This window comes from Pseudomonas sp. Root329 (assembly GCF_001424925.1).
Taxonomy (GTDB): Bacteria; Pseudomonadota; Gammaproteobacteria; order Pseudomonadales; family Pseudomonadaceae; genus Aquipseudomonas; species Aquipseudomonas arabinosi.
Map to the genome: position 1 here is coordinate 13,568 of NZ_LMCV01000020.1, position 24,332 is coordinate 37,899.

Consider the following 24,332-nt stretch of genomic DNA (forward strand, 5'->3'; position numbering starts at 1 on the left):
AAAACTACCTGGCAACCACCTCTTTCGACTTCACCACCGCCGACTTCAACACCAACCACAACGCCGCCGCAATCAACACCCCGCCATAGATGTGCGCCATCGACAACGGCTCATCCAGCAACAACGCCCCCCACAACACCCCGAACGGCGGGATCAGGAAGGTCGTGGTCATCGACTTCACCGGCCCGACCGAGCTGAGCAACCGGAAGTAAATAATGTACGCAAGCGCCGTACACACCAGCCCCAATCCCAGCAACGACAACCAGACACTCCAGCCGCCCCAGCTTTCCGGTGGCTGGCTGATCACGCTGTAACCGAACAGCGGCAACAGAAACAACGTCGCGCCCAGCATGCTGCCCACCGCCGATAGACGACTGTCGAGACCACCTGCCTGATCAAGCCAGCGTCGCGCGAGGAACCCGGCGAAACCGTAGCAGGTCGTGGCGAGCAGGCAGGCGAGGGCGCCCATCAGCAGTTCCATGTCGAACGCCACCGGACCGGCTCGGGTCAGGATGCCCACGCCCAACAGCCCGAGGAACACGCCGCCAAGTTTGGCGGCGGTGAGTTTTTCATGGAAGAACAGACCGCCGATCAGCACGCCCATCAGTGGCGTGGTGGCGTTGAAAATGGCCGAGTAACCGGCCGGCAGCACCTGGGCGGCTACCGAGTACAGGGTTGCCGGAATCCCGGAGTTGATCACTCCGAGCAGCATCACGGTTTTGAGCTTGCCTTTGAAATCCCAGCTGATGCGCATCAGCCCGAGAATCACCAACAGGCCGACCGCGGCAATCGACACGCGGAAAAAAGCAGTGGGGATTGTGCCAATCACCGGGGCGATGATGCGCATGAACAGAAAGCTCGCGCCCCAAATGGCGGCAAGCGACAACAAACGCAGAGTATCGACGGGGTTCACAGCGCTTTCCTTCCTTGATTGGCGCGCAAGTGTCGCGCCAGTCAGGGCGCAAGGCAATGGTTGCGTTGCGTAACAAAGGGCCACTAAGCTCAGGCCCCACGATAAGCATCAGCCGCCGAGGTTTTACCTATGCCGCAGCAATGGCCAGCCGCCGACATCGCCCGAATGATCCTCGATGGCTTTGACGATTATCGCGAGCATTTCCGCCAGATCACCGACGGCGCCCGGGCTCGCTTCGAGCAGGCCAAGTGGCAGGAGACGCAATCGGCGTCGGCCGCGCGGATCAATCTCTACGAAGAAAAAGTCAGCGAAACGGTGGCACGACTGCGCATCGCGTTTGACGCTGACACGCTGGACGTCAGTTGCTGGCCGCTGGTCAAAAGCGCTTACATCACGCTGATCGACCTGCGCTTCGACGATGAATTGTCCGAAACCTGGTACAACTCGATTTTCTGCGGGCTGTTCAGCCACGACCTGATCAGCGACGGCTGCATGTTCATCCACACCACCCGGCCGAGCCTGCGCCGGGCCCGCGCCGCGCAAACCCGCACGTACAAACCTCAGGGCCAGCTGTCCGGCATGCTCGCGAGCATTTTTGCCGACTACCGCTTCAGCGAGGATTACGCCAACCTGGCGGGCGATCTGAGTCGTCTCGAAGGACAATTGCGCGAGAACCTGCCGGACTGGGTCTGCAAGGACCCGGAGCTGAGCGTCGAGCTGTTTTCCTCGGTGCTTTACCGCAACAAAGGCGCGTACCTGGTCGGGCGCATCTATACCCAGGACGAACAGTGGCCGCTGGTGATTCCGCTGCTGCACCGCGAAGGTCGCGGGATTCAGATCGATGCGCTGATCACCGATGAAGCGGACGTGTCGATCATCTTCTCGTTCACCCGTTCGTATTTCATGGTCGACGTGCCGGTGCCGGCGGAGTTCATCGGTTTCCTCAAACGTATTTTGCCGGGCAAGCACATCGCCGAGCTGTACACCTCGATCGGCTTCTACAAACACGGCAAGTCCGAGTTCTACCGGGCGTTGATCAATCACCTGGCCAACACCGACGACCAGTTCATCATGGCCCCGGGCGTGCGTGGCATGGTGATGAGCGTGTTTACCCTGCCGGGTTTCAACACCGTATTCAAAATCATCAAGGACCGTTTCTCGCCGTCAAAGAACGTCGACCGCGCCACGGTGATCGAGAAGTACCGTCTGGTGAAAAGCGTCGACCGGGTCGGGCGCCTGGCCGACACCCAGGAATTCGCCGACTTCCGTTTCCCGTTGAGCAAGTTCGAACCGGCCTGTCTGCAAGAATTGCTCGAAGTGGCAGCGTCCACCGTGTCGGTAGAGGACGACACCGTGCTGATCCGCCACTGCTGGACCGAACGGCGGATGACGCCGTTGAACCTGTATCTGGAGAACGCCAACGACGCTCAGGTCCGCGAGGCGCTGGAAGATTACGGCCTGGCGATCAAGCAACTGGCGGCGGCGAACATCTTTCCCGGCGACATGCTGCTGAAGAATTTTGGCGTCACGCGTCACGGGCGGGTGGTGTTTTATGACTATGACGAGATCTGCTTCCTGACTGAAGCCAACTTCCGCCACATCCCGCAACCGCGCACGCCGGAAGATGAGATGGCGTCGGAGCCTTGGTATTCGATCGGACCGCTGGATGTGTTTCCTGAAGAGTTTCCGCCGTTTTTGTTTGCTGATTCGGGGCAAAGGAAGTTGTTTGATCAGTTGCATGGTGAGCTTTACAACGCCGATTACTGGAAAAGCCTTCAGGACGCCATCCGTGCCGGGAAGGTCATCGACGTGTTCCCATATCGCCGCAAATGTCTGGATAACGAATAACCCCCCGGTACAGATCGTTCCCACGCTCCGCGTGGGAACGCAGCCCGGGACGCTCCGCGTCCCAAAGCGGACGCAGAGCGCCCATTGAGGCATTCCCACGCAGAGCGTGGGAACGATCACATGGCGGCGCAAATCTGCGACAATCCGCCCCCTGCGCCACTAGACGACTTATTGCGTACCTGATGACTGACGAATCGCCTTCCATCGACAAACTGCTGAAAAACCTCGATCACGCCATGCTCGCCGACCGCCACCGGCTGCGGCGGCAGTTGCTTGAGCTGCGTAAAAAACCTGACGAGGCCAAACTTGCCCAGTGGGTAACGCGCACGCAGGCGTCCTGTGATCAGGTGCTGGCGCGGCGGGCCAGCCTGCCGGTGATTCGTTACGACGACAGCCTGCCGATCGCCGCCAAGCGCGACGAAATCAAGGCAGCGCTGCTCAAGCATCAGGTGCTGATCATTGCCGGTGAAACCGGTTCGGGTAAAACCACCCAGTTGCCGAAGATCTGCCTGGAAATCGGTCGCGGTCAGCATGGCCTGATCGGCCACACCCAGCCGCGTCGAATCGCCGCCCGCAGCGTGGCGAGCCGGGTTGCCGAAGAACTGGCGACGCCGTTGGGTGCGCTGGTTGGCTATCAGGTGCGGTTCGAGGATCAGAGCGATTCCAACACCCTGATCAAACTGATGACCGACGGCATCCTGCTGGCGGAAACCCAGAACGACCGCTACCTCGAACGCTACGACACGATCATCGTCGACGAAGCCCACGAACGCAGCCTCAACATCGACTTCCTGCTCGGTTACCTGAAAACCCTGCTGCCGCGTCGCCCGGACCTGAAAGTCATCATCACTTCGGCGACCATCGATCTGGAGCGTTTCTCCAAGCATTTCGACGATGCGCCGATTGTCGAAGTCTCTGGCCGCACCTTCCCCGTGGAAACCTGGTATCGCCCGCTGACCCTGGAGCAAGACGAAGAGGGCAACCGCGTCGAGGATGACTTGACCGTGGATCAGGCGATCCTCGCCACCCTCGACGAAATCGCCGCGTTCGAACGCAGCGAGCGCAAAAGCCCCGGCGACGTGCTGGTGTTCCTGCCCGGCGAGCGCGAGATTCGCGACGCGGCGGACATGTTGCGCAAGGCTCAGCTCAAGCACACCGAGATTCTGCCGCTCTACGCACGACTGTCGCCGGCCGAACAGCAGCGGATTTTCCAGTCGCACCCAGGCCGTCGCGTGGTCCTGGCGACCAACGTCGCGGAAACCTCGCTGACCGTGCCGGGCATTCGTTACGTGATCGACAGCGGTACCGCGCGCATCAGCCGTTACAGCTACCGCGCCAAGGTCCAGCGCCTGCCCATCGAAGCGATTTCCCAGGCCAGCGCCAACCAGCGTAAAGGTCGCTGCGGACGGGTCGAACCGGGCATTTGCATCCGTCTCTACGGCGAAGACGATTTCATCGGTCGCCCGGAATTTACCGACCCGGAAATCCTTCGGACCAACCTCGCGGCGGTGATTTTGCAGATGCTGCATCTGCGCCTCGGCGAGATCACCGATTTCCCGTTTATCGAGCCGCCGGATGGCAAAGCCATCAGCGACGGTTTCAACCTGCTGCAAGAACTCTCGGCGGTCGACCGCAACAGCCAGCTGACACCGCTCGGTCGTCAATTGGCGCGGTTGCCGGTGGACCCGCGAATGGGCCGCATGTTGCTGGAAGCGGCAAAACTCGGCAGCTTGCAGGAAGTGCTGATTGTCGCCAGCGCCATGTCGATTCAGGACCCGCGCGAGCGTCCGCCGGAACGTCAGCAAGCGGCGGATCAGGCGCACGCGCAATGGAAAGACGTGGACTCGGACTTCGCCGGGTTGGTCAATTTGTGGCGTGGTTTCGAAGAACAGCGCCAGGCGTTGACCGCCAGCCCGCTGCGCAATTGGTGCCGCAAGAATTTCCTGAATTACCTGCGTCTGCGCGAATGGCGCGACTCCCATCGGCAGCTGAGTCTGATCTGCCGCGACATGCAGTTGAGCCTCAATAAAGAGCCGGCGGATTACCCGAAACTGCACAAAGCCGTGCTCTCGGGGCTGCTCAGCCAGATTGGCCAGAAAACCGAAGACGGCGACTACCTCGGCGCCCGTCAGCGGCGCTTCTGGATTCACCCGTCATCGGGTCTCGGCAAGAAGCGCCCGCAATGGCTGATGGCCGCTGAACTGGTGGAAACCACCAAGCTCTACGCGCGCATGGTCGCCAAGATCGACGCCGACTGGATCGAGCCACTGGCCGGGCACCTGATCAAGAAAAACCACTTCGAACCCCATTGGGAGAAGAAGCGCGGTCAAGTTGTGGCGTTCGAGCAGATCACTTTGTTCGGGCTGATCGTGGTCGGTCGCCGGCCGGTTCATTACGGGCCGATCGACCCAGTGGTGTCTCGTGAGTTCTTCATTCGTGAAGGTCTGGTACGCGGCGAGATTCAATCCAAAGCCAAGTGCCTGACGGCCAATGCGCAACTGCTGGAACAGCTCGACGAACTGGAAGCCAAGGCTCGCCGCCGCGATATCCTGGCCGACGAAGAAACCCTGTTCGCCTTCTACGATGCGCGACTGCCGGCGGAGATCCACCAGACCGCGACCTTCGACAGCTGGTACCGGGTCAACAGTCAGAAAGACCCACAGCTGCTGATCATGCGCGAAGAAGACGTGCTGGCCCGGGAGGCGAGTGAAGTCACCGCGCTGCATTACCCGGACACCTTGCACATCGGTGATCTGGAGTTGGCGCTGAGTTACCACTTCGAACCGAACCATCCGCGTGACGGCGTAACCCTGCGTGTGCCGGCGCCGCTGTTGCCGATGCTGCCACCGGAACGCCTGGAGTGGTTGGTGCCGGGCGTCATCGAGGCCAAGTGCATCGCGCTGGTGCGCAACCTGCCCAAAGCCCTGCGCAAGAATTTCGTGCCGGTGCCGGACTTCGTCAAAGCGGCGTTGCAGCGCATGACCTTCGCCGAGGGCTCGTTGCCGCAGGCCTTGGGCCGTGAACTGCTGCGCATGACCGGTGCGCGGGTCAGCGATGAAGCCTGGGCCGAAGCGTCGCAGCAGGTCGACAGCCATTTGCGGATGAACCTGGAAATCGTTGACGGCCAGGGCAAGTTCCTTGGCGAAGGACGTGATCTGGCGGAACTGACCGCACGCTTTGCCGAAGCCAGTCAGGCCGCGTTGGCCGTGCCGCAAACTGCGAAAAACCAGCAACCGGTGGAGCCGAAAGTGTTTGCCGCCGTCGCCGAGAAAACCCAGCAGAAGATCGCCGGGCTATCGATGACGGTGTATCCGGCGCTGGTGGAAGAGAGTGGCACGGTCAAGGAAGGACGTTTCTCGACGCCGGCCGAAGCCGAGTTCCAGCATCGTCGGGCCTTGCAGCGTTTGCTGATGCAGCAACTGGCCGAACCGGCGAAGTTCCTGCGCAGCAAGTTGCCGGGGCTGACCGAATTGGGTCTGATGTACCGCGACATGGGGCGCATCGACAGTCTGGTCGAAGACATCCTGCTGGCCAGCCTCGACAGCTGCATTCTCGATGGCGAAGATCCGTTGCCTCGCGATGGCGCCGGGTTGGCCTCACTGGCCGAACGCAAGCGCGGCGGCTGGACCGAGCACGCCGAGCGCCTGGCCAAGCTGACGCTGGAAATCCTCAAGCTCTGGCACGGCCTGCAAAAACGCTTCAAGGGCAAGATCGACCTGGCGCAAGCCGTGGCCCTGAACGACATCAAGCAGCAGCTCAGTCATCTGGTGTATCCGGGGTTTGTCCGGGAAACCCCGATGCAGTGGCTCAAGGAGTTGCCGCGTTATCTGAAAGCGGTCGAGCAGCGCTTCGAGAAAATCGGCGCTCAGGTGCAGAGGGATCGGGTCTGGAGCGGTGAATTGTCTGGCCTGTGGACGCAATATCAAACCCGCGCCAACAAACATGCCCAGGAAGGCAAACGCGATCCGCAGCTGGAACTCTATCGCTGGTGGCTGGAGGAATACCGGGTTTCCCTGTTCGCCCAACAATTGGGGACCAAGGTGCCGATCTCCGACAAGCGCCTGAACAAGCTATGGACCCAAGTCGAGCCGTAGGCCCGAGGCTTGTGCAATACCTGTGGGTGGGAGTCATCCAGCCAATAGGCGCCAAAACCCAATGTTTATGGCAAACTTCGCGCCTATAAACGCCGGCCCCGCGGTTTTGAGCCTTCAAAGGTCTGGGCGGATCGGAATAAAGCGATGCCAGGTTTGCTCCCCCTGACGGGAGCAGATCCTTTGTGTGTTGGTACGTCGGTGCCAACACTTTCTGCCTGAACAGATTAGAGAAACGACCATGCATAACGTCGTCATCAGCGGCACCGGCCTGTACACCCCGGCCAACAGCATCTCCAACGAAGAGCTGGTGCAGTCTTTCAACGCTTACGTCGCGCTATTCAATGCCGACAATGCCGACGCCATCGCGCGCGGTGAAATCGAAGCGTTGACCGAGTCCAGCGCGGCGTTTATCGAAAAGGCCTCTGGCATCAAAAGCCGTTTTGTCATGGACAAGGACGGCATCCTCGACCCGCAACGCATGGCGCCACACCTGCCGGAACGCTCGAATGACGAGTGGTCGGTGCTTTGCCAAATGGCCATCGGCGCCGCCGAGCAAGCCTTGCAGCGTGCCGGCAAAACTGCCGCGGACATCGACGGCGTGATCGTCGCCTGTTCCAACCTGCAACGGGCCTACCCGGCGATCGCCATCGAAGTCCAGGAGGCCTTGGGCATCCAGGGTTTCGGTTACGACATGAACGTCGCCTGCTCCTCGGCGACCTTCGGCATTCAGGCGGCGACCAACAGCGTGCAATTGGGCCAGGCCCGGGCGATTTTGATGGTCAACCCGGAAGTCTGCACCGGTCACCTGAACTTCCGTGACCGTGACAGCCACTTCATCTTCGGCGACGCCGCTACCGCGGTGATCATCGAACGTGCTGACCTGGCGACGTCCAAGTACCAGTTCGACATCGTCAGCACCAAGCTGCTGACCAAGTTCTCCAACAACATCCGCAACAACTTCGGCTTCCTCAACCGCGCGGCGGAAGAGGGTATCGGTACCAAGGACAAACTGTTCGTGCAGGAAGGCCGCAAGGTGTTCCGCGATGTCTGCCCGATGGTCGCCGAGCTGATCGCTACGCACCTGGAAGAGAACACGCTCAACATCAGCGACGTGAAACGCTTCTGGCTGCATCAGGCCAACCTCAGCATGAACCACCTGATCGTCAAGAAGCTGCTGGGCCGCGAAGCCACCGAAGAAGAAGCCCCGGTGATTCTCGACACCTACGCCAACACCAGCTCCGCCGGTTCCGTGATCGCGTTTCACAAGAACCAGGACGATCTGGCCGCCGGTTCGCTGGCAGTGCTCAGCTCGTTCGGCGCCGGTTACTCGATTGGCAGCGTGATTCTGCGCAAGCGCTGAGTTCGCTTTAAAGAATCGTCCGATCGCAGGCTCTCGCCTGCGGTCGGACGATTTTTTTTGCACAAAAAAACTCGCGCTGCAGAATCGGACGGATGATGGGGACCGATACCACAACGCGAGTTTGTAAAAGCGCCTCGAGCTTCCTTGCCCGAGTCGTGTAGCGGGGAATCAGAACTTCGCTTCGGCATCCAGTTGCAGGGTGTTGATGTCGGAGTCTTTCTTGTTGAGGCTGGCGTTGGTTTGGTCAGAAGTAGCCATGAAGTACGTCGCGCCGAGGTTGAAGTTCTTGTCCAACTCGTAGCTCACTTTCAACTTGCTGCCGCGCGAACCGGTGTAACCGTTGGCAAAGTCGGAGTCGGTGAAGGCGCCGACCACCGCGTTACGCTGTACATCGCGGTAGTTGTAGTCCACTGCGAAGCCGTAGATCTTGGACTTCACACCGGCCAACCAACCAGTGTCCTGATCGTTGCTCGCGTCTTTGTTGTTGACGTACTGACCGTACAACGAGAGCGGTACTGGCAGGTTGCTGAAGTCGAGCTGACCAAAGCCTTCGTACAGTTTGAAGGTTTCGTTCGGGCTGTTGCCGTTGACGGCCAGGGCGCATGGCGCGGTGACGGTGCCGGTGGTAGGGCAGGCGCTGTTCTTGTCGTTGTCGTACGAGTAGATACTGCCGCCCAAGGTCATTTTCATGCTGTCGGTGATGGCGAAGCGCGCACCCAACTGGCCAGCGTACAGACGCAGGTCGTGTTTGAACTGCACACCCTCGCCATCGACGTTGTCCTTGAGGGTGTAGTGGCCGGCGCTACCGAACAGCTCGGTGCTGCCGCCCAGCGGGTACTTGTAAGTCGCCGCCAGGCCTTCCGGGTTGATGTCACTATCCCAGATGATGTCGCCCATGCTTACCCATGGCTGAGACATCTTGCCGCCAATGAGGTGCAGGTTCTTGATCGCGTCAGGGTGGTAGTCGACGTAGCCCTGGTCCAGCCAGATCGACTTCTTGTCGAAGTAGTTGTTCAGGTCCTGGTTGGTGGAGCGGGCGTCGTCGTTGCTGCCGGTGGCGATACGGATACCGGTGTCGACTTGCGGGTTGATTTCGCTGTAGGCACCCAGACGGGCACGAATGCGCTGACGATCCTGGTCTTTGTTGTTCGGTACGCCATCGTTGTGGACCGTTTCCTCACGGAAACGCACGTCACCCTTGAATTGGGTCTTGGCAGCCCACGCCAGTTTCTGGTCGAAGGTACTCAGTTCATTGGTTTTCTTCGCGGTCGCTGCGATCTGCTCGTTGGTCTCTTGTTGAGCCTGGCGGGCGATTTGCTGGTCTTTTTGATCCCTGGCCAGCTCGGATTGCAGTTCGGTGTACTGCGCAGGCGAAATCGAACCGTTAGCCTTGAGCATGTCGAGCAGTTTGGCGTCGACTGCGGCACTGGCCGGAACACTCATGGCCAGCAACAGCCCGCCACACAGGGCCGCCGCAGTTTTCGTGGAAGCAAGACGCATATCAATCTCCGAAGATGTAATGGGATGACTGAGCCATCCAGGACACAACCGACCGTTGACGGACGGAAAACAGTGGCCGGGTATAGAATCCGGCGCTCTAAAAACAGGCGCCAGTATCGCGATGGTTTATGACAGAGCAGTGGCAATGTGATGGCGTCTCGATGACGATACAAAGTCGTCGAGAACTATTGAGCTAGAGCGCTGTCGTCGAATTGCTCGTGTGGATTTTTTGGCGATGGGCGATACTCGCCGGGCTTTCACGCAAAGAAGTAGGGAAGAACTGATGCCGCTGCAACGTCTGGAAAGTCTGTCCGAAATCGCGTCGCAGACGTGGGATGCCCTGGTGCCCGAGAATCAGCCTTTTCTGCGCCACGCCTTTCTCAGCGCGCTGGAAGACAGCGGCAGCGTCGGCCCGCATTCCGGCTGGCAACCCGAGCATTTGTTGCACATCGAAGGCGATCGCCTGATTGCCGCGCTGCCCAGTTATCGCAAATGGCATTCCTACGGCGAGTACGTGTTCGATCACGCCTGGGCTGATGCCTGTGAGCGTGCCGGTATCGATTACTACCCCAAATTGCTGACGGCTGTGCCGTTCAGTCCGGTCAGTGGCCCGCGTTTGCTGGCGGCCACGCTCGAGGACGGTTTCGAACTGTTGAAAAGCCTGCCGGGCTACCTTGAAATCGAACAACTCTCCAGTGCCCACATCAACTTCACCGACCCGTTCACCGACGCGGCCCTGGCAGAGCAGCCAGGCTGGTTGCAGCGTATCGGCTGTCAGTACCACTGGCAGAATCGCGGCTATCGGGACTTTCAGGACTTCCTCGATGTCCTCAGTTCGCGCAAGCGCAAGCAGATGCGCAAGGAACGCGAACAAGTGGCGGGGCAGGGCATTGATTTCGAATGGCTTGAAGGCAGGCAACTCGATCAGGTGCAGTGGGATTTTGTCTATGCCTGCTACGCCAACACCTACGCAGTGCGTCGGCAAGCGCCCTATCTGACGCGGGAGTTTTTCAGTTTGCTGGCCGAGCGCATGCCAGAGTCGATCCGCGTGGTGTTGGCCAAGCAAGGCTCACGGCCGGTGGCCATGGCCTTCAGTCTGGTGGGGGGCGACAGTTTTTACGGTCGTTACTGGGGCTGTCTGGCGGAGTTTGATCGTCTGCACTTCGAGACCTGTTTCTACCAGGGCATGGACTACGCGATTGCCAACGGCTTCCAGCGTTTCGATGCTGGTGCCCAGGGCGAGCACAAGTTGATTCGCGGGTTCGAACCCGTGATCACTCATTCATGGCACTACTTGCGCCATCCCGGCCTGAAAGCCGCCGTCAAAGACTTCCTGCAGCAAGAGCGCGTTGGCGTGCTGGCGTATGCCGAGGAAGCGAGGACGGCCTTGCCTTACCGGCAAGACTGATGGGAACTATCAGGGAAGAAGGTTCAATCGATCCCGACAAATCCACCCGTCTGGTGCTGCCACAACCGCGCATACAACCCGCCATGGGCCAGCAGTTCGGCGTGGCTGCCGGTTTCGGCGATCTTGCCTTTTTCCAGCACCACCAGCCGGTCCATGCGGGCGATGGTCGAGAGCCGGTGAGCGATGGCGATTACGGTTTTGCCCTGCATCAGGGTTTCCAGGCTTTCCTGGATCGCCGCTTCGACTTCCGAGTCGAGCGCTGAGGTGGCCTCGTCCATGATCAGGATCGGCGCGTCCTTGAGCAGCACGCGAGCAATCGCAATGCGCTGACGCTGGCCGCCGGAGAGTTTCACCCCGCGTTCACCGACATGGGCATCGAAACCGGTGCGGCCTTCGGAGTCCGACAACAACGGGATGAACTCGTCGGCGCGGGCCTTGTGCACCGCTTCCCAGAGTTCGGCGTCGGTGGCGTCGGGTTTGCCGTACAGCAAATTGTCGCGGATCGAGCGATGCAGCAAGGACGTGTCCTGGGTGATCATGCCGATGCGCTCGCGCAGGCTTTCCTGGCCGACTTCGGCGATGTTCTGGCCGTCGATGAGGATGCGTCCGCCCTCCACGTCATAGAGGCGCAGCAGCAGGTTGACCAGGGTTGACTTGCCGGCACCGGACGGGCCGATCAGGCCGATTTTCTCGCCGGGCTTGATGGTCAGGTTGAGGTCGCCGATGATCCCGCTCTTCTTGCCATAGTGGAAATCCACGTGCTCGAAACGCACTTCGCCACGGGTGACCAGCAACGGTTTGGCCTGCTCGCGATCGGTGACGCTGACCGGTTGAGAAATGGTCTGCAAACCGTCCTGAACCATGCCGATGTTTTCGAAAATGCCGGTGACCACCCACATGATCCAGCCGGACATGTTGACGATGCGGATCACCAGACCGGTGGCCAGGGCAATCGCGCCTACGGTGATCAACGACTGCGTCCACAGCCACAGGGCCAGGCCGGTGGTGCCGACGATCAGCAAGCCGTTCATGCTGGTGATGACCACGTCCATGCTGGTGACCACCCGGCCGGCCAGTTGGGCTTTTTCGGTTTGTTCCTTGATCGCTTCGCGAGCGTATTGCTGCTCGAAGTTGGTGTGGGCGAACAGCTTCAGGGTGGTGATGTTGGTGTAGCCGTCGACGATCCGCCCCATGAGTTTGGAGCGCGCATCGGAGGACACCACCGAGCGTTCCTTCACCCGTGGCACGAAGTAGTAAAGGGCACTGATGAAAGCGACGATCCAGGTCAGCAGCGGGATCATCAGGTGCCAGTCGGCTTCGGCGAACAGCACCAGCGAACTGATCGCGTAGATCAACACGTGCCACAGCGCGTCCACCGCTTGCACGGCCGAATCGCGTAGCGAGTTGCCGGTTTGCATGATGCGTTGAGCGATGCGCCCGGCGAAGTCGTTCTGGAAGAAATTCAGGCTCTGTTTGAGCACATAACTGTGGTTCTGCCAGCGAATCAGGCTGGTCATGCTGGGGCTCAGGGTCTGGTGCACCAGCAGGTCATGCAGGCCAACAAAAATCGGCCGAAAAACCAGGGCTACCACCGCCATCCAGGCCAGCTCGATGCCGTGTTCCTTGAAGAAATCGACGTTAGGCGTGCCTTGGGTCAGGTCGATGATGCGACTCAGGTAACTGAACAGCGCCACTTCGATCAGCGCACCGATCAGACCGACGAACAGCAGAACAGCAAAACTCGGCCAGACCTGCTTCAAGTAATAGGTATAAAAAGGCAGAACCCGATCCGGCGGAGCGGCCGTCGGGGCATCGCGGAAAATGTCGATCAGTTTCTCGAAACGGCGATAAAGCATCAGTTCTCCGCCCGCGCACGGGCTCTCCTTTGAACAGTGTGAGCGGCGCACTCCGGCAGCCGCTCAATACTTCCTGTGTAGCTTAGTCGATGACTTTGGCCGACTTGATGAACACAGGGTCGGCTGGCACATCTTTCATGCCGCCACGGGTGGTGGTTTGCGAGTTGACGATGACGTCCACCACGTCCATGCCTTTCACGACTTTACCGAAGACCGCATAGCCGTCACCGCTGTCGAGGAAGTCGTTGTCCTTGACGTTGACGAAGAACTGGCTAGTGGCCGAATCAGGATTAGAGGTGCGGGCCATGGACAGCGTGCCACGGACGTTATGCAGACCGTTTTTCGACTCGTTCTTGATCGGTGCCTTGGTTTCTTTCTGCTGCATTTGTTGAGTGAAACCGCCGCCCTGGACCATGAACCCTGGAATCACACGGTGAAAAATCGTGTTGTTGTAGAAGCCGCTGTTGACGTAATCAAGGAAGTTCTTGGTACTGATCGGCGCTTTGACCGGGTCCAGTTCGATCTCGATCTGGCCGTTAGTGGTTTCCAGCAGCACGTGCGGCGCCTTGGCGGGCGTTGCGGCCATCAGGTTGGCGGCAAACAGAACGGAGCCAGCGACGAGGGCGATTTTTTTCAGCATGGGTCAGTGATCCTGAGTGAGGTGGTGTCGACTGCGGTGAGAAACTCGAGCAGCGTTTGGTTGAACATTTCGGGTTGATCCAGCGGGGTGGCGTGGCGCGAATCGGCGATCACCACCAGCCGCGCATCGGGCAGCAGTTTTACATAGGTTTCTTTCAGCGAGACCGGTGTGTAGTCACGGTCGGCGCTGACGATGAGGGTTGGACAGGAGACCCTTGAAAGTCGTTCCTGAACCCCCCAGCCAACGATCGCATCGAAGCTGGCGAGATAAGCATGTTTGTCGTTTTTTGCCCAGCGCTCGGCCATTTTTTGTCGCAGGTCACCCTGTTCGGGTTTGGGAAATAGCTTGCCGCCCAGGGCCGTGCCGATGGCGCCCAGACTGAGAACGCGCATCAGGCTCCAGCGCTTGAACCACTGCCAGTAATCGTCGCGGCTGCGCAGTTTGACCTCGGGCGCGCTGTTGACGATGCACAGGCTTTTGAGCAATTGCGGCTGATCCACGGCCAGTTGAAAACCGATCATGCCGCCCATGGACAGGCCCACGTAATGAGTGGGGCCGAGGTTCAGGTGTTCAATGAGGGCGATCAGGTCGGCGCTGAACCCGGCGATGCTGTAGCGCTCGCGGGGTTTGTCGGAGCGACCGTGGCCGCGTACATCCGGGACGATCACCCGGTAGCGGGCCGACAGCGCCGGGATCTGCTTTTCCCAGTCCAGGGTGCTGGAGCCCAGCCCGTGGACCAGCAGCAACGGCGTGCCGTGGCCATATTCCTCATAGTGCAGGTTGCAACCTTCGTGTTCGAAATAGGCCATGCGTACACTCCGTGTCAGGCTTGTTCAGGGGCGGCGAAAGGTGCATCCAGCGGTGCAGTGTCGAAAGTGCGCAGCAGTTCGATGAGAATCTGCGTGGCCGGACCCAAGGGTTTGTCCTTGTTCGAGTACAGGTAGAAGCTCGGGTTGCGGCTGCCACCCTGGTCCAACGGTAGCAGCTTGAGCAGACCTTCCTTAAGTTCCCGTTCGATCATGTGCCGAGGCAACCAGGCGAAACCCAGGCCGCTGCTGACAAAAGTTGCCGCGGTGGCCAGGCTGCCGACGGTCCAGCGCTGTTCCGCGCCGAGCCAGCCGACGTCCCGTGGCTGCTGGCGACCGGAGTCGCGAATCACCACTTGCATCTGGGATTCCAGATCCTGGAAGTTCAGTTCGCGGTTCAGACGATGCAGCGGGTGTTCAGGGTGAGCGACAGCCACAAACTCGACGTCGCTCAATTCCGCGCCCAGATACCCGGGAATGCTGAAGCCAGTAATGGCCAGATCGGCCACTCCTTCGAGCAAGACTTCCTCTACGCCGGATAGAACCTCCTCGCGCAGACGCACCCGGCAGCCACGGCTCTGCGGCATGAACGCGGTCAAGGCGCGGACGAGGCGGGCGCTCGGGTAGGCGGCGTCGACCACCAGCCGTACTTCCGCTTCCCAGCCTTGTTCCATGTGATGGGCCAGGTCTTCCAGCTGACTGGCCTGTTTCACCAGTTGCCGCGAACGGCGCAGCAGCACGCCGCCGGCTTCGGTCAGCACCGCTTTGCGGCCGTCGATGCGCAACAGCGGCACGCCGAGCTGGTCCTGCATGCGCGCCACGGTGTAGCTCACCGATGATTGCGAGCGGTGCAGCGCTTCGGCGGCCTGGGCGAAACCGCCGTGGTCGACCACGGCCTGTAACGTTCGCCATTGATCAAGGGTCACGCGGGGCGCTTTCATGAATAGCTCCTCTTGTCCTAAGCTGGCAGTCCATTTTGGAGACTGCTGAATGAAAAAGCTTTGTTGTGTGGTATCGGGTTGTGTGTTGCTGGCGATGCTGCCGCTGACGGCGTTTGCCTATCCGATCGACGTTGAAAAACAGCTGAACGGCTTGAGCATCGACTACAACGCGTATGACACGGATAGCGACATTGCCTCCATTCAGGTGAACAACTACGGCACCACCGATGCGGCCTGTAAGGTCGTTTTCAACAATGGCCCGGAAGCACCACGTACCCGCAATATCGAAGTGGCCGCGGGTAAACACAAAAATGCCACCGCCAAGTTCAACCGGAGCATCATCAAGATGCGTATCAAGCTGACCTGCACCCCGAAATAGCATCAAGCTACTGTGGGAGCGAGCCTGCTCGCTCCCACAAGGCATGCTCCGCTTATAAACGAATTTATTGATGGTTTATAGCAGTTATTTGCGCTTTTTCATCGATTTAACTCTGTTTAACCTTCACTCCATCGACTTACAACATTCTCAGATGGAGGCTACATCCCATGTCCCGCGTTCTGATCATCGAAAGCAGCGCTCGTCAGCAAGACTCGGTTTCGCGTCAACTGACCCAGACCTTCATCAGCCAGTGGCAAACCGCACACCCGAACGACCAGATCACCGTTCGTGACCTGGCCGTCAACCCGGTGCCGCATCTGGATATCAACCTGCTGGGCGGCTGGATGAAACCTGCCGAGCAGCGCAACGACATCGAACAGGTTTCCCTGGAACGCTCCAATCAGTTGACCGACGAACTGCTGGCCGCCGACGTACTGGTCATGGCCGCGCCGATGTACAACTTCGCCATCCCGAGCACCCTCAAAGCCTGGCTCGACCACGTGCTGCGTGCCGGCGTGACGTTCAAGTACACCGACACCGGCCCGCAAGGCTTGCTCAGCGGCAAGCGTGCCTACGTGCTGACCGCCCGCGGCGGGATCTACGCCGGCAGCACCGCGGATCACCAGGAACCGTACCTGCGTCAGGTCATGGGCTTCATCGGGATTCACGACGTAACGTTCATTCACGCCGAAGGCATGAACCTGGGCGGTGACTTCCAGGAGAAAGGCCTGAGCCAGGCCAACGCCAAGCTTTCCCTCGTCGCCTGAAGCTTTAATCGCCAGATAATCCCTTGATGTTCAAGTGGCCTGGCGCAACCCCTTCATGGCTTTACGCGTATCGAACCTCCCTTTGCACTTGTTGCTCCTGAGTGCTGTAGCCCGATTGAACGCTTTAGCGAGATCGGGCTTTTTTTTGCCTGCGATTTGATGGGCGGGCATAAAACCCTGTGGGACCTGACGGTTCGCGATAACAGGCAAAAACCGCTATCGTCGCCGCCATTCGAAATGAGGCGAACATGGGCTATCTACTTTTTGTCACGCTGATTCAGGCGTTTTCCTTCAGCTTGATCGGCGAATACCTGGCCGGTCATGTCGACAGTTACTTCGCGGTGCTGGTGCGAGTGGTACTGGCGGGGCTGGTGTTCATTCCGTTGACCCGCTGGCGTTCGGTTGAACCGGCGTTCATGCGCGGCATGCTGTTGATCGGCGCGTTGCAGTTCGGTGTGACCTACGTCTGCCTGTACCTGAGCTTTCGAGTTTTGACGGTGCCGGAGGTGTTGCTGTTCACCATCCTCACCCCGCTGCACGTGACCTTGATCGAAGACGCGCTGAGTCGGCGCTTCAATCCGTGGGCATTGATCGCGGCACTGGTGGCGGTGATGGGCGCGGCGGTGATTCGCTACGACCGGATCAACCCCGACTTCTTCATGGGCTTCCTGCTGCTGCAACTGGCCAACTTCACCTACGCCGCCGGGCAGGTGCTCTATAAGCATCTGGTGGCCCGCCATCCGAGTGATTTGCCGCATTACCGGCGCTTTGGCTACTTCTACCTGGGGGCATTGGCGGTGGCGTTGCCGGCGTTTCTGTTGTTTGGCAAACAGAACTTCCTGCCCGAAGCACCGCTGCAATGGGGCGTGCTGGTGTTCCTCGGCCTGGTCTCGACTGCGCTCGGGTTGTACTGGTGGAACAAGGGCGCGTGCCTGGTGAACGGCGGGACGCTGGCGGTGATGAACAACCTGCATGTGCCGGTGGGGTTGCTGATCAACTTGCTGATCTGGAATCAGCATGAAGCGCTGGGGCGGTTGTTCCTCGGTGGATCGGTGATTTTGATGGCAGTGTGGATCAGCCGGTTGGGTGTCAGGCGAGAAGTGCTGCCGTTGCGGGAGCGGCCATGACGGACCTGATCGCCGCCATCGAGCAGATCTACAAGCCCGCAGGTATGACGTTAACGGATGAAGCTCGGCGCGAGGAGGAGAGTGCCGAATACGGCGCCTGCCGCTTCGGCCTCGATGGCCAGGTGATTGTCTTCCGAGTGGCGAAAACCACGCCGACCAAGATTGGTCAGTTCGTCACGCTGTGGAAGCGGCCAACGCCGACCAGCGAGATTGCCCCGCTCGATAGCGGCGATGACGTCGCCTTTGTGGTGGTGAGCGTTGCTGATGAACCCCATCGCGGGCAGTTTGTGTTTGACCAGAAGATACTAGCCGCCAAAGGGGTCATGTCGATTGATGGTGAAGGTGGCAAGCGGGCGTTTCGTGTCTATCCGCCGTGGTCCAGGCCCGTCGCCAAACAAGCTGTGAAAACGCAGCAATGGCAGCTCAAATACTTCATTGCGCTTGACCAAAGGGGTAACGCCGATCCCGTTCAGGTGCGCCGGCTCTTTGGAAAATAGCCCTTAAACCCCTGCGGGAGCGAGGTGTTACATGACGTGTTTTTCATTCTCGGGAATATGGCTTGCGCCCAACACCACGCCAGTTCTTGAATGACTCGGACATCAGGCGCCAGGTCGGAATCGAAACGATGGTCTTGTCGACCCCATCAGCCCTTTGACTGGCGGGGCATACAGGCTGTGCTAGGGTTTCGGAACCAATTCTTCACCTCTGGGCCCCAGCCATGGACGAGACTATCGTTAACGTTACCACCGCGAAGTTCAACGCGTTAATCGCGCTGGTGCAACAGTATGGTGCCGCTTTCGCGGTGAAGATCCTCTCCGCCATCGCCTTCTGGATCGTCGGCCGCTGGCTGATAGGTTTTGCTGTCGGCATGGTGCAGCGGGCTCTGGGCAAACAGAAGGTCGACCCGACCGTGCTGCGCTATGTTGGCTCAGCCATTACCGTGACGCTGAACATCATTCTGGTGATCGGTATCCTCGGCTACCTGGGCATGCAGACGACCACCTTCGCCGCGCTGCTCGCTGCGGTCGGTCTTGCGATCGGTCTGGCCTGGTCGGGGTTGCTGGCCAATCTGGCGGCGGGCGCGTTTATTATTGTCCTGCGCCCATTCAAGGTCGGCGACTTCATCTGCGCGGGTGGGGTGACGGGTACGGTCACCGAGATCGGTCTGTTCGCTACCGCGATCAACACCCCGGATAACGTGCTGACGCTGGTCGGTAATAACAAGATTTTCAGCGACAACATCCAGAACTTCACCCACAACCCGTTCCGCCGTGTCGAACTGAAAGCACAGCTATCGGGCGCGGCCGACTGGAAAGCGGCGGCGGCCTTGCTGAAACAACACATTGCCACGATCCCCAATGTGCTTGCCGAGCCGGCAGTGGAGGTGGAGATTTTAGAGTTCAATCTGGTCGGTCCGGTGTTGGCGGTGCGTCCTTACTGCCACAACGAGCACTATTGGCAGGTTTATTTCGACACCAACCGCACCATCAAAGATTCCCTCGGTGAAGCCGGTTTCCCGGCCCCGATGCCGGCGCAGACGGTGATCATCCAACAGCATGCCGGGTGAGCCGAGGTGGTTACATGATGTGTTTTTCTGGCCCAGGGATGTGGCTTGCGCCCAGTATCGCCGGGAGCAGCCCGGCTCTTAAGTCACCTCCACTCGGCTGCTGATACAGGCTCAAGCCGAACTCCGGCAACACCGCCAGCAGGTAATCGAAAATATCCCCCTGAATCCGCTCGTAATCCGCCCACACGGTGGTGCGGGTGAAGCAGTAGATTTCCAACGGAATCCCCTGCGCAGTGGTTTGCATCTGGCGAACCATGCAGGTCATGTTCGGCTGAATTTCCGGGTGACTCTTCAAATACGCCAGTGCATAGGCGCGGAAGGTCCCGATATTGGTCATCCGCCGACGGTTGGCCGACATCGCCGCCACATTACCCTGGGCTTCGTTCCAGGCCTTGAGTTCAGCCTGCTTGCGACTGATGTAGTCGGTCAGCAGATGCACCTGGGAAAGCTTCTGCTCTTCGTCATCGCGGATGAACCGCACGCCACTGGCGTCGATGAACAGGCTGCGCTTGATCCGTCGCCCACCGGATTGCTGCATGCCACGCCAGTTCTTGAACGACTCGGACATCAGGCGCCAGGTCGGAATCGACACGATGGTCTTGTCGAAATTCTGCACCTTGACCGTGTGCAGCGTGATGTCGACCACATCACCGTCGGCACCGACTTGCGGCATCTCGATCCAGTCGCCGACCCGCAGCATGTCATTGCTGGTCAGCTGCACGCTGGCGACGAACGACAGCAGGGTGTCCTTGTAGACCAACAGAATCACCGCCGACATGGCGCCCAGCCCCGACAGCAGCAACAGCGGCGAACGGTCGATCAGCGTGGCGACGATGATGATCGCGCCAAAGACGTACAAGACCATTTTCGCCAGTTGTACGTAGCCTTTGATCGAGCGGGTACGGGCATGTTCGGTGCGCGCGTAGATGTCGAGCAGGGCGCTGAGCAGGGCACTGACCGCCAATAGCAAAAACAGAATGGTAAATGCCAGCGCGACGTTACCAAGGAAGATCAGACTGGTTTTGCCCAGCTCCGGCACCAGATACAGGCCGAACTGGATCACCAGCGACGGGGTCATCTGTGCCAGGCGATGAAACACTTTGTTGTGCCGCAAGTCGTTGACCCAATGCAACGCCGGCTGGCGACCGAGCATTTTGGTCGCATGCAGAATGAGGTAGCGCGCCACTCGTCCGAGGACCAGCGCAACCACCAGCAATACCACTAATGCCAGGCTGGAATGCAGGAGAGGGTGCTGATCAAGGGCACCCCAAAGATCTTGGACGTTGAGCCAGAGCTGTTTGATATCCATGGGCAAAAACGGTTCTTCTGTAGGACGCGACAGGGCGATTAGAGCATTTAAGACGCTTTGGATGACGTTTGAGGACAAAAGGCGCAACAAAAAAACCACTGTTTAGCGCCGTTTGTATAAAGAAACTCGGCCTGAGCGCTCGAAACCGTTACCCTATGCAGCTGTTTTTTTGTATTTCTTCGAGGTAGCACCCGTGTTTTCCCAATTCGCCCTGCACGAACGCCTGCTCAAAGCCGTGGCCGAGCTTAAATTTGTCGAGCCAACGCCAGTGCAAGCAGCGGCTATTCCGCTGGCGCTCCAAGGGCGTGACCTGCGGGTGACAGCGCAAACCGGTAGCGGCAAAACCGCTGCATTCGTTTTGCCGATCCTCAACCGTCTGATCGGCCCGGCTAAAGTCCGCGTCAGCATCAAGACCCTGATCCTGCTGCCGACCCGCGAGCTGGCCCAGCAGACCATCAAGGAAGTTGAGCGTTTCGCTCAGTTCACCTTCATCAAGTCCGGTCTGATCACCGGCGGTGAAGACTTCAAGGTCCAGGCCGCCATGCTGCGCAAGGTGCCGGACATCCTGATCGGTACGCCGGGCCGGATGATCGAGCAACTGAACGCCGGCAACCTCGACCTCAAGGAAGTCGAAGTACTGGTCCTCGACGAAGCCGACCGCATGCTCGACATGGGCTTTGCCGAAGACGTCCAGCGTCTGGTGGAAGAGTGCACCAACCGCCAGCAGACCATGCTGTTCTCCGCCACCACCGGTGGTTCGGGCCTGCGCGAGATGGTCGCCAAGGTGTTGAACAACCCTGAGCACCTGCAGCTGAACAACGTCAGCGATCTGAATGCGACCACCCGTCAGCAGATCATCACCGCTGACCACAACCAGCACAAAGAACAGATCGTGAACTGGCTGCTGGCCAACGAGACCTACCAGAAGGCCATCGTGTTCACCAACACCCGGGCCATGGCCGACCGTATCTACGGCCGCCTGGTAGCGCAGGAATACAAAGCGTTCGTCCTGCACGGTGACAAAGACCAGAAGGATCGCAAGCTGGCCATCGACCGTCTGAAGCAGGGCGGCGTGAAAATCCTCGTCGCCACTGACGTTGCCGCTCGCGGCCTCGACGTGGAAGGCCTGGACCTGGTGATCAACTTCGACATGCCGCGCAGCGGCGACGAATACGTTCACCGCATCGGTCGCACCGGTCGCGCCGGCAACGATGGCCTGGCCATCTCGCTGATCTGCCACGGCGACTGGAACCTGATGTCGAGCGTCGAGCGCTACCTCAAGCAGAGCTTCGAGCGCCGCACCATCAAGGAAGTCAAAGGCACCTACGGCGGACCGAAAAAGGTCAAGGCCTCAGGCAAAGCCGTTGGCGTGAAGAAGAAAAAAGTCGACGCCAAAGGCGACAAGAAGAAAACCGGCGCCAAGGCCCCGACCAAACGCAAAATCGCCAACCGCCCGAAGACCGACGCCCTGTCGCTGGTCAGCAAGGACGGCATGGCGCCGTTGAAGCGCCGCAAGCCGGAAGCGCCGGCTGCTGAATAAAGCGCGGTAGCGATCCAATAAAAAACCGGACATGTGTCCGGTTTTTTTATGCCTGAAATTCCTGAGTTTGATTAACTCTCGGTTTTCTTCTCTGCTGCCCCCAGCTCCTTCAATCGCTGATCAATCAACTGGCACTTGTCCGGCAGATCCTTGCTGGCCGTTCCCAAATCCATCTTCTGCAACTCGGCGTTGATCTCCTTGGCCTTGGCTGGGTTTTGTTCGGTGAGCTTGGCGACTTCCTTGGCCAGTTGTTCGCGCTTAATGGTGGCTTCTTCGGGCGTGCAGGCCCAGACGGGGAGGGCGCAGGCGAGGGTGGCGGCGAGGGTGAGTTTGAGCAGGGTTTTCATAGGTCAGGCCTCGGTTCCGTGTCGGGCGGTTAATCGGTTGAGGCCACGTGATTGTGAAAGTTCACTCATCATCCTTTAGCAGAACTGACATTACCGTTCGTCGGCTTTCTCGCTCCTTCTGATCTGTTATTTGACGTCAGAATGATGGCTCTTTAGTATCGCGCCACTATTGTGCTATCAGTCTCCATTTCGAGGGATCGAACATGTACCCACCCGCCCTCGTGGCGAGGTTGTGCCTGGCTTTGCTGTGCCTTTCTCCGCTAAATCTTGCTCACGCAGCCCCGACTCCAGGGGAAACCGACCTCATCCGCGAACGCCAGGATCGCCTGCTTGAAGAGCAACGTCGGCGTCTCGAAGAGCTTAAGGAATTACCCGGCAAGGAAGTCAAGCCGGCAGCACCGGCGGCGCCCGCTGATACCCGTTGTTTTCCGATCAAAGACATCGAACTCAAAGGCGCCGACAGTCTCTCCGAGAGCGAAAAAAGTCGTCTGCTCAAGCCGTACATCGGTCAGTGCCTGGGTGTCACCCAGCTCAACGAACTGCTGAAAGTCATCACCGACCACTACATCGAAAAAGGTCTGGTCACCAGTCGTGCCTACTTGCCGCAGCAGGATTTGTCCGGCGGGCATCTGAAGGTGCTGGTGGTCGAGGGCAAGCTCGAAGGCTTGAAAGGCGCGGAGGGCAGCAAGCTGTCGGACCGCGAGTTGGGCATGGCTTTTCCCGGCAAGACTGGCGAGTTGGTCAACCTGCGGGAAATCGAGCAACTGGTCGATCAGCTCAACCGCTTGCCATCGAATCAGGCGCAGATGGAGTTGGCGCCGGGCAAGAACGTCGGCGGCAGTGAAGTGCTGGTCAAGAACACCCCGCAAAAGCCGTGGCGTGCCGGGTTGTCCCGCAGTAATGACGGCCAGCGCAGCACCGGCGAGCAGCAGTGGGGCACGACATTTGATTGGGACAGCCCGCTGGGTTTGGCGGATCAGTTGATGTTGCGTGGCGGTCACGATGCGATGACCGATCACCAGCACACCTCCAACAACGCGATGCTCAATTACAACCTGCCGTGGGGCTGGTGGAACTTCAACTACACCTACAGCCAGAGTGAGTACCGCTCGCAGGCTCAAGCCAATGGCTTCAATTTCAAGCAAACCGGCGACAGCGAAAACCATCAGTTGCGCGCCGAGCGGGTGATCCATCGTGATGCCGTGAGCAAGACCTCCCTCAGCACCGGTCTCTCTTACCTGCGCACCAACAACTTCATCGAAGACAGCAAGCTCAAGCTGAGCAGCAACCGCATCAGCGAAGCGCAGTTCGGCATCAACCACGGTCGGCGAGTCGGCAGTGCGTTCGTCAACATTGACCTCGGTATGCAGCAAGGTATCGGCGCGTTTGATGCGCAGGGCAACGGTCACCCGGGCCCTGGCGAACCGAACGCGCGCTACCGCAAATACACCGCGACCGCGAGCTACCTGCAGCCGTTCAAGGTGTGGGGCGAGTCGTTCAGTTTCAGCAGCCTGATGACCGGCCAGCGCAGTGAAGACGTGCTGTTCAGCCCGCAACGCACCAGCCTTGGCGGGCAATCGTCGATTCGCGGTTACAAGGACCAATCCTTGTCCGGCGACAGCGGCGGCTACTGGCGCAATGACCTGCGCTGGACCCGTCCGGTGACCCTGGAATGGATGCGCCCGGTGTTCGCCGAATACGGCACCAGCCTCGGTTACGACCAGGGCGTGATTCGTGGCGATCGCTACAACGGTGACCAGCACGGACGCATGTCCAGCAACTCGGTGGAGTTGTTTGCCCGTGGTCAGCACCTGGCCGCCAGCGTGACTTTTGCCCATTCCCTCGAACGTCCGGACACCCTGGCCGAGCGCGAAGCGCCGATCTATTTCCGCGTGGATTTCTTTCTCTAATTTCGCCTCATCGAGACTTT

At 59.4% G+C, this 24,332-nt stretch carries 18 protein-coding genes and 2 pseudogenes; 11 read left to right on the forward strand and 9 right to left on the reverse strand.

Annotation, left to right across the window (positions count from 1 at the left end):
- Positions 1-4: 4 nt before the first annotated feature.
- Positions 5-913 (reverse strand): DMT family transporter, encoded by a 909-nt coding sequence (locus ASC74_RS17020; RefSeq protein ID WP_056742635.1) that lies wholly within the window; start codon positions 911-913, stop codon positions 5-7.
- A gap of 129 nt (positions 914-1,042) precedes the next feature.
- Here ASC74_RS17020 and aceK point away from each other — a divergent pair, with 129 nt between their 5' ends.
- From aceK to ASC74_RS17035, 3 genes are all read left to right on the forward strand, one after another.
- Positions 1,043-2,761 (forward strand): bifunctional isocitrate dehydrogenase kinase/phosphatase, encoded by a 1,719-nt coding sequence (aceK, locus tag ASC74_RS17025; protein ID WP_056742645.1) that lies wholly within the window; start codon positions 1,043-1,045, stop codon positions 2,759-2,761.
- A 182-nt stretch (positions 2,762-2,943) separates the two neighbouring features.
- Positions 2,944-6,855, forward strand: a complete 3,912-nt coding sequence (gene hrpA / locus ASC74_RS17030; RefSeq protein ID WP_056742647.1) for an ATP-dependent RNA helicase HrpA — start codon at positions 2,944-2,946, stop codon at positions 6,853-6,855.
- A gap of 238 nt (positions 6,856-7,093) precedes the next feature.
- Positions 7,094-8,215 (forward strand): beta-ketoacyl-ACP synthase III, encoded by a 1,122-nt coding sequence (locus ASC74_RS17035; protein ID WP_056742649.1) that lies wholly within the window; start codon positions 7,094-7,096, stop codon positions 8,213-8,215.
- Between the two features lie 168 nt (positions 8,216-8,383).
- Here ASC74_RS17035 and ASC74_RS17040 read toward each other — a convergent pair whose 3' ends face one another.
- Entirely contained in the window at positions 8,384-9,715 is a 1,332-nt protein-coding gene (locus tag ASC74_RS17040; protein ID WP_056742651.1) for a putative porin, read from the reverse strand.
- Positions 9,716-9,998: 283 nt separating this feature from the next.
- Here ASC74_RS17040 and ASC74_RS17045 point away from each other — a divergent pair, with 283 nt between their 5' ends.
- Complete coding sequence (locus ASC74_RS17045) at positions 9,999-11,123, forward strand: GNAT family N-acetyltransferase (protein WP_056742653.1); 1,125 nt, start codon at positions 9,999-10,001, stop codon at positions 11,121-11,123.
- A gap of 23 nt (positions 11,124-11,146) precedes the next feature.
- Here ASC74_RS17045 and ASC74_RS17050 read toward each other — a convergent pair whose 3' ends face one another.
- The 4 genes and pseudogenes from ASC74_RS17050 to ASC74_RS17065 form a co-directional block, all read right to left on the reverse strand.
- Entirely contained in the window at positions 11,147-12,979 is a 1,833-nt protein-coding gene (locus tag ASC74_RS17050; protein ID WP_056742655.1) for an ABC transporter ATP-binding protein, read from the reverse strand.
- A gap of 82 nt (positions 12,980-13,061) precedes the next feature.
- A complete protein-coding gene (locus tag ASC74_RS17055; RefSeq protein ID WP_046048081.1) occupies positions 13,062-13,619 on the reverse strand; it encodes a peptidylprolyl isomerase in 558 nt (185 codons plus the stop codon).
- A gap of 3 nt (positions 13,620-13,622) precedes the next feature.
- Positions 13,623-14,428, reverse strand: a pseudogene (locus tag ASC74_RS17060) (alpha/beta fold hydrolase).
- Positions 14,429-14,442: 14 nt separating this feature from the next.
- Positions 14,443-15,366: a LysR family transcriptional regulator gene (locus ASC74_RS17065; protein WP_056742659.1), complete on the reverse strand. Its 924-nt coding sequence runs from the start codon at positions 15,364-15,366 to the stop codon at positions 14,443-14,445.
- A gap of 49 nt (positions 15,367-15,415) precedes the next feature.
- Here ASC74_RS17065 and ASC74_RS17070 point away from each other — a divergent pair, with 49 nt between their 5' ends.
- The 4 genes from ASC74_RS17070 to ASC74_RS17085 all read left to right on the forward strand — a co-directional run bounded on the left by ASC74_RS17070 (position 15,416) and on the right by ASC74_RS17085 (position 18,136).
- The gene (locus ASC74_RS17070) at positions 15,416-15,745 is read left to right on the forward strand and encodes a hypothetical protein (RefSeq protein WP_056742660.1); all 330 of its coding nucleotides are present in this window, start codon (positions 15,416-15,418) and stop codon (positions 15,743-15,745) included.
- Between the two features lie 167 nt (positions 15,746-15,912).
- Positions 15,913-16,512 (forward strand): FMN-dependent NADH-azoreductase, encoded by a 600-nt coding sequence (locus tag ASC74_RS17075; RefSeq protein ID WP_056742661.1) that lies wholly within the window; start codon positions 15,913-15,915, stop codon positions 16,510-16,512.
- A 248-nt stretch (positions 16,513-16,760) separates the two neighbouring features.
- The gene (locus ASC74_RS17080) at positions 16,761-17,639 is read left to right on the forward strand and encodes a carboxylate/amino acid/amine transporter (protein ID WP_056742662.1); all 879 of its coding nucleotides are present in this window, start codon (positions 16,761-16,763) and stop codon (positions 17,637-17,639) included.
- Entirely contained in the window at positions 17,636-18,136 is a 501-nt protein-coding gene (locus tag ASC74_RS17085; RefSeq protein WP_056742663.1) for a MepB family protein, read from the forward strand. The genes ASC74_RS17080 and ASC74_RS17085 overlap by 4 nt, the downstream gene beginning before the upstream one ends.
- A gap of 70 nt (positions 18,137-18,206) precedes the next feature.
- Here ASC74_RS17085 and ASC74_RS32695 read toward each other — a convergent pair.
- A pseudogene (locus ASC74_RS32695) lies at positions 18,207-18,278 on the reverse strand (hypothetical protein); the annotation flags it as partial.
- 79 nt (positions 18,279-18,357) lie between these two features.
- Between ASC74_RS32695 and ASC74_RS17090 the strand changes: the two are divergent.
- A complete protein-coding gene (locus ASC74_RS17090; RefSeq protein ID WP_056742665.1) occupies positions 18,358-19,206 on the forward strand; it encodes a mechanosensitive ion channel family protein in 849 nt (282 codons plus the stop codon).
- Positions 19,207-19,216: 10 nt separating this feature from the next.
- On the opposite strand, the gene ASC74_RS17095 is transcribed toward ASC74_RS17090, so the two are convergent.
- A complete protein-coding gene (locus tag ASC74_RS17095) occupies positions 19,217-20,515 on the reverse strand; it encodes a mechanosensitive ion channel family protein (RefSeq protein WP_056742667.1) in 1,299 nt (432 codons plus the stop codon).
- Between the two features lie 193 nt (positions 20,516-20,708).
- On the opposite strand from ASC74_RS17095, the gene ASC74_RS17100 reads away from it, so the two are divergent.
- Positions 20,709-22,055: a DEAD/DEAH box helicase gene (locus ASC74_RS17100; protein WP_008153197.1), complete on the forward strand. Its 1,347-nt coding sequence runs from the start codon at positions 20,709-20,711 to the stop codon at positions 22,053-22,055.
- Between the two features lie 71 nt (positions 22,056-22,126).
- Here the strand turns inward: ASC74_RS17100 and ASC74_RS17105 are convergent, their stop codons facing one another.
- Positions 22,127-22,402 carry a hypothetical protein gene (locus ASC74_RS17105; RefSeq protein ID WP_056742670.1) on the reverse strand — a complete coding sequence of 92 codons (276 nt, stop codon included), beginning with the start codon at positions 22,400-22,402 and terminating at the stop codon, positions 22,127-22,129.
- A 203-nt stretch (positions 22,403-22,605) separates the two neighbouring features.
- On the opposite strand from ASC74_RS17105, the gene ASC74_RS17110 reads away from it, so the two are divergent.
- Positions 22,606-24,312 carry a ShlB/FhaC/HecB family hemolysin secretion/activation protein gene (locus tag ASC74_RS17110; RefSeq protein WP_056742672.1) on the forward strand — a complete coding sequence of 569 codons (1,707 nt, stop codon included), beginning with the start codon at positions 22,606-22,608 and terminating at the stop codon, positions 24,310-24,312.
- Positions 24,313-24,332: the final 20 nt, after the last annotated feature.

Bases quoted from the DNA above. Each gene is read 5' to 3' on its own strand.
- aceK (WP_056742645.1), top strand. From the start codon at position 1,043: ATGCCGCAGCAATGGCCAGCCGCCGACATCGCCCGAATGATCCTCGAT.
- hrpA (WP_056742647.1), top strand. From the start codon at position 2,944: ATGACTGACGAATCGCCTTCCATCGACAAACTGCTGAAAAACCTCGAT.
- ASC74_RS17035 (WP_056742649.1), top strand. From the start codon at position 7,094: ATGCATAACGTCGTCATCAGCGGCACCGGCCTGTACACCCCGGCCAAC.
- ASC74_RS17040 (WP_056742651.1), bottom strand. From the start codon at position 9,715: ATGCGTCTTGCTTCCACGAAAACTGCGGCGGCCCTGTGTGGCGGGCTG.
- ASC74_RS17045 (WP_056742653.1), top strand. From the start codon at position 9,999: ATGCCGCTGCAACGTCTGGAAAGTCTGTCCGAAATCGCGTCGCAGACG.
- ASC74_RS17050 (WP_056742655.1), bottom strand. From the start codon at position 12,979: ATGCTTTATCGCCGTTTCGAGAAACTGATCGACATTTTCCGCGATGCC.
- ASC74_RS17055 (WP_046048081.1), bottom strand. From the start codon at position 13,619: ATGCTGAAAAAAATCGCCCTCGTCGCTGGCTCCGTTCTGTTTGCCGCC.
- ASC74_RS17065 (WP_056742659.1), bottom strand. From the start codon at position 15,366: ATGAAAGCGCCCCGCGTGACCCTTGATCAATGGCGAACGTTACAGGCC.
- ASC74_RS17070 (WP_056742660.1), top strand. From the start codon at position 15,416: ATGAAAAAGCTTTGTTGTGTGGTATCGGGTTGTGTGTTGCTGGCGATG.
- ASC74_RS17075 (WP_056742661.1), top strand. From the start codon at position 15,913: ATGTCCCGCGTTCTGATCATCGAAAGCAGCGCTCGTCAGCAAGACTCG.
- ASC74_RS17080 (WP_056742662.1), top strand. From the start codon at position 16,761: ATGGGCTATCTACTTTTTGTCACGCTGATTCAGGCGTTTTCCTTCAGC.
- ASC74_RS17085 (WP_056742663.1), top strand. From the start codon at position 17,636: ATGACGGACCTGATCGCCGCCATCGAGCAGATCTACAAGCCCGCAGGT.
- ASC74_RS17090 (WP_056742665.1), top strand. From the start codon at position 18,358: ATGGACGAGACTATCGTTAACGTTACCACCGCGAAGTTCAACGCGTTA.
- ASC74_RS17095 (WP_056742667.1), bottom strand. From the start codon at position 20,515: ATGGATATCAAACAGCTCTGGCTCAACGTCCAAGATCTTTGGGGTGCC.
- ASC74_RS17105 (WP_056742670.1), bottom strand. From the start codon at position 22,402: ATGAAAACCCTGCTCAAACTCACCCTCGCCGCCACCCTCGCCTGCGCC.
- ASC74_RS17110 (WP_056742672.1), top strand. From the start codon at position 22,606: ATGTACCCACCCGCCCTCGTGGCGAGGTTGTGCCTGGCTTTGCTGTGC.